The sequence below is a fragment of the Tranquillimonas rosea genome (genome assembly GCF_900111315.1).
Taxonomy (GTDB): domain Bacteria; phylum Pseudomonadota; class Alphaproteobacteria; order Rhodobacterales; family Rhodobacteraceae; genus Tranquillimonas; species Tranquillimonas rosea.
In genome coordinates this window covers 89,299-103,946 of the sequence record NZ_FOGU01000005.1, presented here as the reverse complement: position 1 = coordinate 103,946, position 14,648 = coordinate 89,299, and the positions used below count along the sequence as shown (strand labels likewise).

General features: G+C 66.9%; 17 protein-coding genes. 9 read left to right on the top strand and 8 right to left on the bottom strand.

The window, feature by feature from the left end; translation table 11 throughout:
• Positions 1–115 precede the first annotated feature (115 nt).
• A complete protein-coding gene (locus tag BMZ25_RS09720; protein WP_092692862.1) occupies positions 116–763 on the top strand; it encodes a hypothetical protein in 648 nt (215 codons plus the stop codon).
• Here BMZ25_RS09720 and BMZ25_RS09715 read toward each other — a convergent pair.
• The 6 genes from BMZ25_RS09715 to BMZ25_RS09690 all read right to left on the bottom strand — a co-directional run bounded on the left by BMZ25_RS09715 (position 760) and on the right by BMZ25_RS09690 (position 6,520).
• Entirely contained in the window at positions 760–1,473 is a 714-nt protein-coding gene (locus BMZ25_RS09715; RefSeq protein WP_092692859.1) for a gamma-glutamyl-gamma-aminobutyrate hydrolase family protein, read from the bottom strand. The genes BMZ25_RS09720 and BMZ25_RS09715 overlap by 4 nt on opposite strands.
• Entirely contained in the window at positions 1,470–2,441 is a 972-nt protein-coding gene (locus BMZ25_RS09710; RefSeq protein WP_092692855.1) for an amidoligase family protein, read from the bottom strand. Before BMZ25_RS09710 ends, BMZ25_RS09715 begins: the two co-directional genes overlap by 4 nt.
• 75 nt (positions 2,442–2,516) lie before the next feature.
• Positions 2,517–4,085, bottom strand: coding sequence for a phospholipase D family protein (locus tag BMZ25_RS09705; RefSeq protein WP_092692852.1), 1,569 nt, complete (start codon positions 4,083–4,085; stop codon positions 2,517–2,519).
• Positions 4,086–4,118: 33 nt separating this feature from the next.
• Entirely contained in the window at positions 4,119–5,849 is a 1,731-nt protein-coding gene (locus tag BMZ25_RS09700) for a sensor histidine kinase (RefSeq protein ID WP_092692850.1), read from the bottom strand.
• Between the two features lie 4 nt (positions 5,850–5,853).
• Positions 5,854–6,411: an RNA polymerase sigma factor gene (locus BMZ25_RS09695; protein ID WP_092692845.1), complete on the bottom strand. Its 558-nt coding sequence runs from the start codon at positions 6,409–6,411 to the stop codon at positions 5,854–5,856.
• Positions 6,401–6,520 carry a NepR family anti-sigma factor gene (locus BMZ25_RS09690; protein WP_092692842.1) on the bottom strand — a complete coding sequence of 40 codons (120 nt, stop codon included), beginning with the start codon at positions 6,518–6,520 and terminating at the stop codon, positions 6,401–6,403. Before BMZ25_RS09690 ends, BMZ25_RS09695 begins: the two co-directional genes overlap by 11 nt.
• Positions 6,521–6,654: 134 nt before the next feature.
• On the opposite strand from BMZ25_RS09690, the gene BMZ25_RS09685 reads away from it, so the two are divergent.
• A complete protein-coding gene (locus BMZ25_RS09685; protein WP_092692840.1) occupies positions 6,655–7,476 on the top strand; it encodes a response regulator in 822 nt (273 codons plus the stop codon).
• Positions 7,477–7,522: 46 nt separating this feature from the next.
• Here BMZ25_RS09685 and BMZ25_RS09680 read toward each other — a convergent pair whose 3' ends face one another.
• A complete protein-coding gene (locus BMZ25_RS09680) occupies positions 7,523–7,741 on the bottom strand; it encodes a DUF1328 domain-containing protein (protein ID WP_328586848.1) in 219 nt (72 codons plus the stop codon).
• A gap of 58 nt (positions 7,742–7,799) precedes the next feature.
• On the bottom strand, positions 7,800–8,216 hold the full coding sequence (locus BMZ25_RS09675) for a response regulator (RefSeq protein WP_143071516.1): 417 nt from the start codon (positions 8,214–8,216) through the stop codon (positions 7,800–7,802).
• Between the two features lie 63 nt (positions 8,217–8,279).
• Here BMZ25_RS09675 and BMZ25_RS09670 point away from each other — a divergent pair, with 63 nt between their 5' ends.
• The 7 genes from BMZ25_RS09670 to BMZ25_RS09640 all read left to right on the top strand — a co-directional run bounded on the left by BMZ25_RS09670 (position 8,280) and on the right by BMZ25_RS09640 (position 14,560).
• The gene (locus BMZ25_RS09670; RefSeq protein WP_092692834.1) at positions 8,280–9,008 is read left to right on the top strand and encodes a Crp/Fnr family transcriptional regulator; all 729 of its coding nucleotides are present in this window, start codon (positions 8,280–8,282) and stop codon (positions 9,006–9,008) included.
• 158 nt (positions 9,009–9,166) lie between these two features.
• Positions 9,167–9,538 carry a ribosome silencing factor gene (gene rsfS / locus BMZ25_RS09665; protein ID WP_092692831.1) on the top strand — a complete coding sequence of 124 codons (372 nt, stop codon included), beginning with the start codon at positions 9,167–9,169 and terminating at the stop codon, positions 9,536–9,538.
• On the top strand, positions 9,538–10,008 hold the full coding sequence (gene rlmH, locus BMZ25_RS09660; protein ID WP_092692825.1) for a 23S rRNA (pseudouridine(1915)-N(3))-methyltransferase RlmH: 471 nt from the start codon (positions 9,538–9,540) through the stop codon (positions 10,006–10,008). Before rsfS ends, rlmH begins: the two co-directional genes overlap by 1 nt.
• Positions 10,009–10,072: 64 nt before the next feature.
• Positions 10,073–11,593 (top strand): 2,3-bisphosphoglycerate-independent phosphoglycerate mutase, encoded by a 1,521-nt coding sequence (gene gpmI, locus BMZ25_RS09655; protein WP_092692822.1) that lies wholly within the window; start codon positions 10,073–10,075, stop codon positions 11,591–11,593.
• Positions 11,590–12,711 (top strand): murein hydrolase activator EnvC family protein, encoded by a 1,122-nt coding sequence (locus tag BMZ25_RS09650; RefSeq protein WP_092692819.1) that lies wholly within the window; start codon positions 11,590–11,592, stop codon positions 12,709–12,711. The genes gpmI and BMZ25_RS09650 overlap by 4 nt, the downstream gene beginning before the upstream one ends.
• An 8-nt stretch (positions 12,712–12,719) precedes the next feature.
• On the top strand, positions 12,720–14,069 hold the full coding sequence (locus BMZ25_RS09645; RefSeq protein ID WP_092692816.1) for a S41 family peptidase: 1,350 nt from the start codon (positions 12,720–12,722) through the stop codon (positions 14,067–14,069).
• A complete protein-coding gene (locus BMZ25_RS09640; protein WP_092692813.1) occupies positions 14,066–14,560 on the top strand; it encodes an RNA pyrophosphohydrolase in 495 nt (164 codons plus the stop codon). The genes BMZ25_RS09645 and BMZ25_RS09640 overlap by 4 nt, the downstream gene beginning before the upstream one ends.
• Positions 14,561–14,648 lie beyond the last annotated feature (88 nt).

Sequence of the window (14,648 nt, the reverse complement as noted above, 5' to 3'; positions counted from 1 at the left end):
GTCGATGAAGGCCGGTGACCTGTCCGGGGCATGCCACCGGCGCGGAACGAAAGCGCGTCATGCGCTGTTCCCGTGGTGAAGTGCCGCTCCGGCGGTCGAACCACTGGAGGACGCGATGAGATACACGTTGACGGACCTGATGTCGCTCTCGGCGGCGACCGCGGACGAAGAATTCTCGGTCGTTGAGATCTTTCACGATCCCGAAACCCTGAAGATCGCCTATGTCGCGCTGGACATCGGCAGCTGGCTGGAGAGCCACGAGGTTCTCGTCGAGATCGACCGTTTCGGGACCCCGGATGTCGACGCAGGACGCTGGCCGCTGAGCCTGACCCACGACGAGGTGACCCACGCCCCCAGCTGGTCGCACGAGGATCAGGCTGCCGACATGCCGCTGGACTGGCCGCCGCTGGTGGTGGGGCCGTTCGGCGGAACGTATTCCCCGCTTCTGCTGTGGGTGCAGGCCCACGAGGAATCCCAACGCGAAAGCGGCGAGAGCGCGCCGGACGCGCCGGCGGGCTTCTCGCGGATGGAGCAGAGCGGCAGCTGGATCGGATCGGACTGTTTCACCGATGCGGGCGAGCTGGGCAAGCTGATGGATCTCGAGGTCGAGCCGGGACCGTTCCGCCTGACCCACGCGCTGATCGACCACGACGGAACGCAACTGCGCGTGCCGTTCACCGATCTCGAATACGCGGCCGAGCAGGGGCATTTCGTGTTCCGCACGGAAGCGGCGGAACGCGTCTACGCCGAGCAGGACGCCTAGGTCGCGGCGACGTCCGGGGCGGCGATCTGTGTGCGGCTTTCCCGCCGCGCGGTCGCCGCTTCGACGAGGGCGCGGAAGATGGAGCGCTGCCGGTGGGCGTAGAACAGGTGCTCAGGGTGCCATTGCACGCCGATCGCGAAGGGATCGCGCAGCCGTTCGACCGCCTGGATCATGCCCCCGCTGTCCCGCGCCGCGACGCGGAGGTCGTCCCCCAGCGTGTTCACCGCTTGGCTGTGCAGCGCGTTGACATGCATCGGTTGGGTGCCCGTCAGCTCCGACAGCCGGGTCTGCGGCAGTACGTTGACGCGTTTCCTTGGCAGGATCGTCCAGTAATGGCGGCTGGCAGTGTAGACGCCGTAGGCGTTCTGGTGAAGATCGCCGCCGAGCGCCACGTTCAGCATCTGTGCGCCGCGGCAGATCCCCAGCACGGGGACGTTGCGGGTCAGCGCCTCTTCGACAAGCCGCCGCTCCATCGCGTCGCGCTCGGGGTCGAGCCGGGCGCTGGTGATCAGCTCTCCGCCATAGAGATCGGGCGAGATGTCGTCGCCGCCGCCGATGATCAGCCCGTCCACACCGGCGATGTCCGAGGGCCGCCCGGCAACCCAGCGCACGCCCCACCCGCCAGCCAGCAGGAGATTCAGCTGCACCAGCGGAAAGATGCGCCACCCCGACCGGCGCGAGGTCGTGACACCGATCAGCGGACGGCTCATGCCCCGGCCTTCGCCAGATCGGTGGATTTCAGCAGGCGGTCGGCCTCGTGCGCCCAGCCGTGCCGCGTGGCGGCAAAGCCGCGGTGATGGCTCAGCCACGCCTCGCGCAGGCCTTCCAGAGCGGGCGGGTCGGCGGCGATGCGTTCGATCAGGCACCAGCGGTTCCACTCACGCGCGATAGACCAGTCGGGCTCGTCGATGCGGCTGTCCGGCAGGCGGTAATGCCAGGCGGGGCGGGCGGAGACCGCGCTGGCGTCGCGCAGGGCGGCGATGACGCGATCCTCGGCCAGGTGCCGCAGGATCGGCAGCATGTCGAGCCCGCGATTCCGCGTCGGCGTCTCGTGCAGGTAGACGTCGATCAGGTCGTTTCGCGACCAGTCGGCGGCCTCGGGCGCTGCGAGACGCTCGACGAAGGCGCTGGGATAGGGCTCGACGAAGGGCAGCAGGCGGCGCGACGGGTCGATCGGATCCTCGAGCCGCAGCCAGTCCTCGAGAAACGCGAAGGCGCGCAGGGTCGGCAGCAGGTCGCCCACTGCCGTGCCCGCGATCATCACGTTGAGATGCAGCCCGAAGCCTAGGAACACGCCGTCGCGGCTGCCGGTGGCGCCATGCTGGGCGAGCGCGCGGCACAGGCGGTCGACCTGCGGGATCTGCGCGGGCAGAATCGGGTCGGTCACGAACTCTACCGGGACGACCGCGCGGCTCAGGTCCAGGCCGCGTTGCGCGATCCAGTTGTCCGCCTTGTCGCGATAGGCGGTGTCGAGCACGACCTTCACGTCGCCGATCTCGGTCTCCTCGACGACGCGTTCATAGGGAGCCGTCTGCGAGACGGTGCCGCCGAACAGCTCGGTCAAGATCTCGGCCAGTCGCGTCTCGGTCACGCCGCCGCACTCGACCTCGATGCCGACGCGTCGGGGCGTGCCGGAGGAATCGTTCGGGCGGGGCAGGTCGGATACGGGCGCGGTCATGCAGCGGCAACCGTGCAATGTGCGCGGCGGTTCCCGCGGAGCGCGGCGGCGCGGCAGGTTTTCCCGCGCATCGCGTCAGACCATCTCTTCGGGCACGCCCGGCAGCGGCATCCCAAGCTGTTCCGCCGGCGCCGCGTCGTAGGGCAGGAGGAAGCCGCGCCGGTCCTGCGGCTTGCGCGCCAGATTGTCCTCGGCCAGCTCGCGCCAGCAGGTGACGGCGGTCTCGTCCACGAAGCAGTCTTCCGAGATGTCGTCCGGCAGCCAGTGCTCCATCGTCTTGCGACGGATGCCGGCGACGTCGGCTGCGTCGCTGATGCGGATGCCGGCCTCGGTGTCCCACTTCATGCTGCGGCCGTTCATGTTGGCCGAACTGACGACGGCGGCGTGATCGTCGAACACCGCCAGCTTGGCGTGGACGTAGATCAGCGGCGCGGCGGCATAGCTGTCGCGCCCGCCGGTGTCGCGACGGCGTGTCTGCACCGGCGCCGCGATGAAGCAGCGCCGCCCGAAGGCGCGGCGGACCTTGCGGACGCAGCGGGCCTGCAGGTACTCGCCGAACCGCACGTCGAGCTTCTTGCGCTTTTCGAAGGCAAGCTTGTCCGGCGCGGCGGGCAGCACCATGATGAGCCGCAGGTTCGGATGCTTGCGCGCCGCCTTGGCCAGCGCATGCGAGACATAGCGGTCGCGGAAGAACTGCGTCTCGATGAAGATCATCGACCGCGCCGATGCGATCTCCTGCAACAGCGCCTTGCGGATCGAGTTCTCCAGCGGTCGCGGGCCGAATGTCACCAGCGCCGAGCGGTCGCGCATCGCCGAGGCCGTGGTCACGATGCCGCCCTCGGTCTGGCGCGCCGGCATCCGGCCGCGGATCCGCTGGGGGAGCGTGTCGAAATGGCGGGCCGCCGCCACGGCCGGCTCGCCGCGGGCGATGATCTGGACGTCGTGCCAGGTCTCGGCGGCAGGACGTTCGTGCGAGGGCGTGTCATAGCGCCGCTCGTCGAGATCCAGCCCGCCGATATACAGCGCGTCCTCGTCCACCACCGCGATCTTCTGGTGATGCGTCGCGGGATAGAGCGTGGGCAGCCCGTGAAAGTGGCTCTTGGGCCGCAGCGTGCCGTCGTCGTCGCTTTTCAGAAGGGGCGCCAGCAAGGGCATGTCGCGCAGCGCGGCGTCACGCCTGGAGGGCTCCATTTCGTTCAGTTGCTCGCAGACCTCGGACTGTTCGCTGCGGATCATCGGCCAGAACAGCAGGCGCGGCAGGAACCCGACCTTGGCCGGATGCAGCCCGTCATGGACCGTCAGGCGGTCGGGCTGACCCGAGATCTCGGCCGCGGCCCAGAACTGGCGGAGCGACCGCCATGTCGCGGCATGCATGTCGTGATGGGTGATCGGATCGAAGTCCGACAGCAGCAGGTCCACGGACACGCCGCGGCCCATCAGGTGCGCCATCAGGTCGAACCAGTCCTCGCCGATCGCGCGGCCCGCCTCGGACCGAAGCCGCGTGGACAGGTCGAAGACGCGAAAGCCAAGGCGCAGCCGCTCGCGTGCTTCCAGCACGAGTTCCTCGAATGCCGGGAAGGCTTCGGCCGCGGTCAGCAGGAGTTGGGGACCGGTGTCCGTATGTCGATCCGAGTCCTTGCTCAATCAATGGCTCCTTTTGACGTTCGCGCAGAGGACTCAGGCTATTTCAGCAGAGAAGTCCGAAGGGCGGAACGTAATTCGGATTTCGTGTCTGTCCGGTGCGTCATGTGAAGTATCGTTTCCACCCAGCTGAAGGGTGAACGCCGCGATCAGCTGGCTGCCAAGGCCGGACACCGCGACCGGATCGCTGTCACTGACCGGATCGCCGGTCGAGTTTGCGACGCAGAGCTCGATCTCGCCATCGTCGTGGGTGATCAGGTGGATCGAAATCCATGGTGTGCTGCCGTCCTGCGGCCGGCCGAGATACTTGACCGCGTTGGTCAGCGCCTCGGTCAGGAGCAGCGCAAGCGGCACCGCCTGGTCGGGATAGAGCGTCAGCGGGCGGATGTCGGTGGTAACGGCGACCTGGTCTTCGCCCAGATGGCTCGCCGCCGTCAGTTGCTGCGTCAGGTCCAGAAGCAGGCTGTCGACCCCGATCTCGGACAGCGCGCCGGTGGCGTAGAGGTTCCGGTGGATCGTCGCCAGCCCCATCACGCGGTCCTGCAGGCGTTTGAGGATGAACCGCGTCTCGACGTTCGGAGACTTGCGGATCTGCATGTTCGTGATCGACGCGATGAGCTGGAGGTTGTTCTTCACCCGGTGGTGGACCTCCTTCAGCAGCACGTCCTTCTCGTGGATCGAGTTCTCCTGGTCGGCCTCGTCGCGCACGATACGCTCGGTCATGCTCTGGAACGCGGCGTTCACTTCGCGCAACTCGGCGGGCATGCTGCTGTCGTCGGCGTCAGGGATCAGCTTGCGCGTCATCGTGAAGGCGCGGATCCGGCGACGGAGCGCCCGGATGTGCCGCACCACCAATCGGTGCACGGCGAAATAGGCGACGGCAAGGCTGGCAAGCCACATCAGCAGCGGGAAGATCGTCGCAGATGCGGCAGTCGCGGCGATGGGCCAGACCGACTGGGGCTGCCAGATGCCCATGACGTAGGCGACGCCGTCCAGCAGCGGCACGACGGTATAGACCCGCTCGCGCCCGATCTGGTCGGTCGTCTCGAAGGTCAGTCGCTCGGGACCCATCAAGGCGGGCAGGGCGCGGTCGCGGGGCAGGCGATCCTCGAGCCCGTCGGGTCCGGCGAAGGAGGTCAGGATCTCGCCGTCCTGGTTCACCGTGAGGATGTCCTCGGCCACGGCGACATTGGTTTCCGGCGGGCGCAGGTCGAAGGCTTCGACCGGGACGGTCAACGCGAGATAGCCGAAGACCGAGTCGTCCTCGCTCCGCAGCGGCTGCCGGATGACGAGGCCCGTGGTCCCGCTCACGCCGGCGCGCGGCGTGAAGACCACCTGCTCGCGCGGGTCCTCCATGTACGAGGTGAACAGCGGGCTGTCCGCCACGCTGGCACCAAGCCCCTCCGAGCCGCAGAACACGCTGCCGTCGGTGTCGATGACGCCGGCGAAGGCGATGTTCTCGCTCCGCTGCACGAGGTCGGTGAGCACCGAAGAGCACTGGTCCGGCGAATCCAGATCGTTCTCGACGATCGGGACGAGGGCGCGGGAGGCGCCGATCTCGCGCAGCAGGATGTCGCGCTCCGAGCGGGCGGCGCTCAGCGTTTCGCCGACGAGCGCGGCGCGGAACTGGTTCTCGGCGAGGTCGATGATGCGATAGGTCTGGACCACCGCGATCAGGCCGACGGGAAGAAGGGCCAGTCCCAGCACAAGAACCAGCCGTATATCGAGACGGTCGAGCCGTCCGATTCCACGCCCGCCGGGGACCATGTCGCTACCCCTGGCCGTTACTGGACGCCATTACGGACGAATTCGTGGCATCCGAGATGACCGGATCCTCGCCATCGGCCAGCCCGAGGATTTCGGCCAGGCGGCGGCGGCCCCGGTTGGCCCGACTCTTGATCGTGCCGATCGCGCAGCCGCACATCTCTGCCGCTTCCTCGTAGGAAAAGCCCGACGCGCCGACGAGCACCAGCGCCTCGCGCTGTTCGTCCGGCAGCAGTTCGAAGGCTTCGCGGAAATCCTGCATCGCGAGACGGCCGTCGTGGTGCGGCTTCTCGGACAGCCCGGCAGCCATGACTCCGTCGATATCCTCGACCTCGCGCTTGGCCTTGCGGCGCGACGAATAGAACGCGTTACGCTGGATCGTGAACAGCCAGGCGCGAAGGTTCGTCCCTGCCTGGAACTTGTCGAGGTTCTTCCACGCCTTCTCGATCGTGTCCTGGACGAGATCGTCAGCAGCCGCCGAGTTTCGTGTCAGGGACATGGCGAATGCGCGCAGCGCCGGCAGGTGCTCGACCAGCTCTTCCCGCGGGTCGTCGTTACTTTTCATTGGAGTCCTGCTCTTTCAGCCGGTCCAGCAGGTCCTTGAACCGGTCGGGGATCTCCCCTTCTTCCACGTCCTTGTAGACGCGTTTCAGGTTCTCGTCGATCTGCCTCATGGCGGATGAGGTCTTCTGTCTTTCGCCCATTCGTGGCCCAGGTCCAATAGATCTATTTCAAGTCCGAACGGGAACCAACCTGCCTTGATCGCGTTCGGTTCCCTGGACGCATAACAATTTCTAGGACACGGAACATGAATACGACGACCGGCGCCGGCGGTTTTTCGGAAAGCATTGCCGGAGAGCTTCCGTATCTGCGCCGTTACGCGCGTGCGCTGACGGGCAGTCAGGAAACCGGCGATCGCTATGCCGCTGCCACTCTGGAAGCCATTCTTCAGGACAGGTCGATCTTCTCCGAGGAACTTAGCCCCAAGACAGCGCTCTTCCATGCGTTTCACATGATCTGGTCCACCGCAGGGGCCCCGACCGCCACGTCCGAGAGCGAAAGCGCCGGGCTGGAACAGAAGGCTCTGGATCATATGGCCGGGCTGACATCGAACAGCCGCGAGGCCCTGCTGCTGAACACGATCGAGGGGTTCACCTTCGCCGAGGTCGCGCAGATCATGGAGATTGAGGAGGGCGAGGCCGAGAACCTCGTGCATATCGCGATCTCCGAGATGGAGCGCTCGATGACCGGCAAGGTGATGATCATCGAGGACGAGGCGATCATCGCGATGGACATCCATTCGATCGTCGACGAGATGGGCCACACGATCACCGGCATCGCACGGACCCGCGCGGCGGCCGTCGAACTGGGCGCAAAGGACCGGCCCGATCTGATCCTTGCGGACATCCAGCTGGCGGACAATTCGTCGGGCATCGACGCCGTGAACGATCTTCTGCAGCAGTTCGGTGACATACCGGTCATCTTCATCACGGCGTTCCCGGAACGTCTGCTGACCGGCGACCGGCCCGAGCCGGCGTTCCTCATCTCGAAGCCCTACAGCGAAGAGCAGGTCCGTTCGGCGGTGAGCCAGGCAATGTTCTTCGCCTCGACAGAGACCCTCGTGGCCTGAGCCACCCTGCCGGGCGGTGTGTTTCGACGCGCCGCCCGCCCGCGCCCTACCGGCGCTTTACGATGACGACGATCATCACGATCGCAAACAATGCGATGCACACCATGAACACGATCTGGGCCATGCCGGCGAATGCGGTGGCCGTGCCGCCAAAGCCGACGAGGCCCGCGAGCAACGCACAGATCAACAGAATGACCGCCCAAATCAACATGTTGCCTCGCCTGCTCTGGCACGCCGCATCCATCAGCAGGATGGGAACGCGCACCGAGCATCGCGGGTCCGCAGCATTTTGGAAGATCGGCGCTTTGGCGCTCCGGGTCGCGTCAGGCGACCGGGCCGGGGGTGCCGAGCAGGCGCTCGAGCGCCGCCCTCAGGGTCGAAGTGACGAAGGGCCGGGTGATCGTCACCTGCCGGCCCTCGATCTCGTTGTCGAGCTTGTCTGACATCATGATGCGCCGGGCCGAGATACCATCGAGCTGCGCCAACAGGCGCTCGACGTCGCCGTCACGCGAACGTACCCCGATGACGGCCAGGTCCACGACCAGGCCGGCCTCTAGCCGTTCCTGCGCATCCTCTATGCTGCGACACACAATCAGCGTGCTGTCGGGATGGAATTCCGACAGCGATTCGACCAGATCGTCTGCAACCAGCACGTCGCGTTCCACGACGAGGAATGTCAGGTGCTCGGCATGCATGCCTTCTACCTCGGGGGTGACCCCAAGCTGTGATTCACCTTTCATGGTGCCGTTCTGGAACAAGCTGCGGAAGCCTGCATTAATCTGTGACATACATGAGGGTAAAAAATGTCGACGCGCTGCAGGGCCTGTCCGCTCCACAAACTCGATCAGTTCGAGAGCTGCACCGACGACGAAATCCGGGTCATGGAACGGTTCAAGTCCGGTGAACTGACGGTCGAGCCCGGCGCGACGCTTCTGCTCGAAGGTTCGAACAGCCCGCAGCTGTTTACCGTGCTGCGGGGCCAGGGACTTCGCTACAAGACGCTGCAGAATGGGCGCCGCCAGATCATAAACTTCGTGCTCCCCGGAGATTTCCTGGGACTGCAGGCCGGGATCATGCGCGAGATGCAGCACTCCGTCGAGGCGACGACGCGGATGACCCTGTGCGTGTTCAATCGGGCGGATGTCTTCAACCTTTTCAAGAATCACCCGAGACGGGCCTTCGACCTGACCTGGATCGCCGCCACCGAAGAGCATTTCCTCGGCGACGCGCTGGCGACGGTCGGGCAACGCACGGCGCTGGAACGGTTGTGCTGGGCGGTGGTGCGACTGTTCATGCGGGCCAAGGCGCTGGGAATGGTCGAGAAATCGTCGTTTCCGTTTCCCTATCGCCAACAGGATCTGGCGGATGCGCTGGGACTGTCACTGGTGCACACGAACAAGACGCTGGCCAAGCTGCGCGACCGGCAGCTCGCATCGTGGCGGGACGGTCGTATTCACGTGATGGAGCTGGAGACGCTGGCCGAGATCGCGGAAACCGACCCTGAGCTTCCCGAGCCGCGGCCGCTGATGTAGCGTCACGGACGCTGCGAGATCCATTGAGAAAAGCCCGTGGCGTTGCTATCTTAACGATATGCCCTGCGCCGGGGCGCTTTCGGCGCGCAACGAAGGAGGACGATGTCCTGTCTCTTTCATCGCACGCGGCCGACAACACCGCCGCACTGGACGCGGGCATGACTGCCCCGAGCCACACGCTGTCGAGCGAAGAGCTTCTGCAGCACATCCTGACATCATTGGAAGACGACAAGGCCGAGGACGTGGTGCAGGTCGACCTGCGCGGCAAGTCCGAGATGGCCGATTACATGGTGATCGCGTCGGGCCGTTCGTCGCGTCAGGTCAGCTCGATGTCGGAGCACGTCGTCGACCGGCTCAAGCGTGAGCACGGCCGGCTCTGCAAGATCGAGGGCAAGGATGCCGGCGACTGGGTCCTGATCGACTCGGGCGACGTGATCGTCCACGTCTTCCGTCCCGAGGTGCGGGAGTTCTACCAGATCGAGAAGATGTGGCAGAGCCCGGCCGATCAGGCGAGCGCGCAGCGCAACTGATGCGGCTGCACATCTGCGCGGTCGGGCGCATGAAGACGGCGCCCGAAGCCTCGCTGGTGAATGACTACACCACCCGTGTCGACCGGGCCGGGCGTCCCTTGTCGCTGGGCCCCGTGATCCTGCACGAGGTGGACGACCGCAAGGGCGGCGGAATGGCCGGCGAAGCGGCGCTGCTGCGCCGGGCCATTCCCGACGGATCGCTGGTCTGCGCCCTGGACGAACGCGGTCGGACCATGTCCTCGCCCGACTTCTCCGAACTTCTGCGGGACTGGCGCGATTCCGGTCGCCAGGATGCCACCTTCGTCATCGGCGGCGCCGACGGGATCGACCCGGCGCTGCGCGACAGCGCCGACCAGCTCCTGTCCTTCGGCAAGATGGTCTGGCCGCACATGCTGGTGCGGGCGATGCTGGCCGAACAGCTGTATCGTGCGGTTTCCATTCTTTCCGGCACGCCCTATCACCGGGCCTAGGGGGGCATTTTACGTTCCCGGGACGCTGCGCTAGCATCGCGGCGCGCGGCAATCGGAGGTAGTCATGAGCACACCCAAACCCGTCGTTCTCTGCATCCTCGACGGCTGGGGTCTCAGGGACGAGACAGAGGCGAACGCCCCCGCCCTGGCGAACACGCCCACCTTCGACACGCTGATGTCGACCTGCCCGACGGCGCAGCTGGTGACGCACGGGCCCGACGTCGGCCTGCCCTCGGGCCAGATGGGCAATTCCGAGGTCGGCCACACCAATATCGGCGCCGGCCGGATCGTGGCTATGGACCTGGGTCAGATCGACCTGGCGATCGAGGATGGCAGCTTCTTCGACAACGCCTCGATCCGGACCTTCATCTCGGACCTCTGGGACAGCGGGGGCACGGCGCACCTGATGGGCGTCGTGTCGGACGGCGGCGTGCACGGCCATCTCGACCATATCGTCGCCGCGGCCAAGACGATCACCAATGCGGGCGTACCGGTGGCGATCCACGCCGTCACCGACGGCCGCGACGTTGCGCCGAAATCGGCGGACAGCTTCGTGGCCGAGTTGCAGCGCAAGCTGCCCGACGGGGCCGAGATCGTCACCGTCACGGGCCGCTATTACGCCATGGATCGCGACAAGCGCTGGGAGCGGGTCCAGACGGCCTATGACGCGATGGTGCGCGGCAAGGGCGACAGCGCCGAGTCGGCCGGGGCCGCCGTGACCCGGTCGTGGGAGGCCGGCAAGACGGACGAATTCATCCCGGCCACGGTGATCGGTGGCTACGATGGGGCAAAGGATGGTGACGGCTTCTTCTGCCTGAATTTCCGCGCCGACCGGGCGCGCGAGATACTCCAGGCGATCGGCGCCCCGGATTTCGACGGCTTCGATGTGTCGGGGCGGCCGCGCTGGTCCTCGCTTCTGGGGATGGTCGAATACTCCGACGCCCACAACGCCTACTTCAAGACGGTGTTTCCGAAGCGCAAGCTGGTGAACACCCTGGGCGAATGGGTGGCCAAGCACGATCGGACGCAGTTCCGCGTGGCCGAGACCGAGAAGTATCCCCATGTCACGTTCTTTCTGAACGGCGGTAAGGAAACCCCCGAGACGGGCGAGGACCGGGCGATGCCGAACTCGCCGAAGGTGGCCACCTACGACCTGCAGCCCGAGATGTCGGCGGCCGAGGTCACCGACCGCTTCGTCGAGGCGATCGAGAAGGGCTATGACCTGATCGTCTGCAACTACGCAAACCCGGATATGGTGGGCCATACCGGCGATCTCGATGCCGCCATCGCCGCCTGCGAGGCGGTGGACCACGGCCTAGGCCGCGTGGTCGAGGCGCTGGAGGCCGCGGGCGGCGCGATGATCGTCACCGCGGACCACGGCAATTGCGAGACCATGGTCGACCCCGAGACCGGGGGGCCGCACACGTCCCATACCCTCAATCACGTGCCGGTGGCGCTTTATGGCGGACCCGAGGGGGCGACGCTGGCGGATGGCCGGCTGGCCGACCTTGCGCCGACGCTGCTGGCGCTGATGAAGCTGGAACAGCCCGACGAGATGACCGGCGAGAGCCTGATCCGGGAATGAGGCGACTGGCGGCCTGCCTTGCCCTGTTCATCGCAGGGCCCCTGGCGGCGCAGACCGATCCCGGTGCCGCCGCGCGAAGGGCCGCCGACGCGCTGGACGCCGCCGCGGTGGAGCTGGCCCGCGCGGAAGGCGCGCAAAACCGTGTCGCCGCCCTGACCGAAGCCATTCGCGCCTACGAATCCGGCCTCGCTTCGCTGCGGGAGGGCCTGCGGCGTGCCTCGCTGCGCGAAGCCTCGATCCGCGCGGTGTTCGATGCGGAAAGCGGGCGGTTGTCGCAGCTGGTCGGCGCGCTCCAGACGATGCAGACGGCGCCCGAGGCGACGCTTCTGCTGCATCCTTCGGGGCCGGTCGGCACCGCGCGCTCCGGCATGATGATGAGCGACGTCACTCCGGCGCTGCAGTCCGAAATCGACCGGCTGCGTGGACGGCTGGAGGAAATCGCGGCGCTGCGGCGGCTGCAGGAGGACGCCAGCGAGGATCTCGAGGCGGGGCTGCGCACGCTGCAGGAGGCGCGGGTGGAGCTCAGCCGCGCGGTGTCCGAGCGAACGGATCTGCCGCGGCGCGTGGTCGAGGACGAAGGCACCATGCGCAATATCATCGCCGGCACCGAGACGCTGGCGGGCTTCGCCGAGGGGCTGAGCGAACTGCCCGCCGATCCCGAGGCGCCCGCCATCCCCGACTTTGCCGCCGCCCAGGGCGATCTTGCGCTGCCGGTCGAGGGCAACCTGCTGCGCGCCTTCGACGAGGCCGACGCCGCCGGCGTACAGCGGCCCGGATGGCTGCTGGCCACGACCCCCGGCGCCCTGGTCACGACGCCCTGGCCGGCGACTGTCAGGTACCGCGGGCCGCTTCTCGACTACGGAAACGTGATCGTTCTGGAGCCCACGGCGGGGTATCTCATGGTCTTCGCCGGGCTTAGGGAGGTTTATGGTGAGACCGGGCAGGTGCTGCCGGCGGGCGCTCCCGTCGGTCTGGTCGGCGACCCGGGTCGCGCGGCGATCCCGCGCGACAGCGGCGATGAGGCTGGTCAGGGCCGCATCGACACGCTTTATATCGAGCTGAGGCAGGGCGACACGCCCCTCGACCCGGCCGAGTGGTTCAGACGCACAGAGGACTAGGACGCCACATGAGGAAATTCGCCATCGCAGCCGCCGGGGGCATTCTCGCCGGCATCGCGCTGACCACGCAGGTCGCGGGCCCGCTGCTCGCGCAGGAGAAAGAGAACAGCGCGAGCGTCTACGAACAGCTCGACCTGTTCGGCGACATCTTCGAGCGCATCCGCGCGCAATATGTCGAAGAGGTCGAAGAGGGTGAGCTCATCGAGGCCGCCATCGACGGCATGCTCACCTCCCTCGATCCCCATTCCAGCTATCTCTCGCCGGACGACGCCGAGGACATGCGCGTCCAGACCCGCGGCGAGTTCGGCGGGCTCGGCATCGAGGTCACCCAGGAAGAGGGCTTCGTGAAGGTCGTCTCGCCGATCGACGGCACCCCGGCGGACAATGCGGGCGTCGAGGCGGGCGATTACATCACCCATGTCGACGGGGAATCGGTGCTGGGCCTGACGCTGGACGAGGCGGTCGAGATGATGCGCGGGCCGGTCGGCTCGGAGATTGTCATCACCGTGGTCCGCGAGGGCCGCGAGGAACCGTTCGACGTCACCATCGTCCGCGACACGATCACGCTTGAGGCGGTGCGCACCCGGATCGAGGGCGACACCGTCGTGCTGCGGGTGACCACGTTCAACGACCAGACCTTCCCGAACCTCGAAGAGGGTCTCAACGAACAGATCGAGGCCGCCGGCGGCATCGAGAACGTCAACGGCTTCGTGCTGGACCTGCGGAACAATCCGGGCGGCCTGCTGACCCAGGCGATCAAGGTGTCGGACGCGTTCCTGAACGAGGGCGAGATCGTCTCGACCCGCAGCCGCGACCCCGAGGACAGCGATCGCTACAACGCGAGCGAGGGCGACCTGGCCGAGGGCAAGCCGATGGTCGTGCTGATCAACGGCGGCTCGGCCTCCGCGTCCGAGATCGTCGCCGGCGCGCTTCAGGACCACCGCCGGGCGATCGTCGTGGGCACCAAGTCCTTCGGCAAGGGTTCGGTCCAGACGGTGATGCCGCTCAGGGGCGACGGCGCGATGCGCCTGACCACCGCGCGCTACTACACGCCCTCGGGCCGGTCGATCCAGGCGCTCGGCGTCTCGCCCGACATCGTGGTGGCTCAGCCCGCGCCGGGCGAGGACACGACCGAAGAGGACGAAGAGAGCACGCCGATGCGGCCCTCGCGCTCGGAGGCGGACCTTCGCGGCGCGCTCGACAACGATTCGGTGTCCGAGGACGAGCGGCGTCAGCTTCTGGACGAGCAGCAGGCAGCCGAGGACGCCGCGAAGCTGCGCGAAGAGGATTACCAGCTGGCCTATGCCATCGACATCCTCAAGGGCCTGACCGCGCTCGAAACCGCCTCGGCGCAATGAGCCGGGAGGGCAACCGGGCCGTGGCCCCCGAGACGCTGCCCTACCGTCCTTGCGTCGGCGTGATGCTCGCCGACGCGGGCGGCCGGGTGTTCGCCGGCGAACGGATCGACACGCCCGGTGCCTGGCAGATGCCCCAGGGCGGGATCGATCCGGGCGAGACCCCGCGCGACGCCGCCCTGCGCGAACTCGGCGAGGAGATCGGCGTGATGCCGGACCTCGTCACCGTCGAGGCCGAGCATCCCGACTGGATCTCATACGACCTGCCGCCCGACCTGATCGGGCGGGTCTGGGGCGGCAAGTTCCGCGGCCAGACCCAGCGCTGGTTCCTGATGCGGTTCGAAGGCCGCGATTCGGACATCCGAATCGAGACGGCGCATCCCGAGTTCTCGGCATGGACGTGGCTCGGCCCGGACGAAGTGCTGGACAGCATCGTGCCGTTCAAGCGGCCGGTCTACGCGCAGGTGCTCGAGGTCTTTCGCAGCCAGTTGTGACGGGCGTTCCGCCGGGCCGGGTCCGCGACGATCCGGCCCGGCGGATTTCGCAATTGCAGACTCCACCTGAGAACAAAACGTGAATATA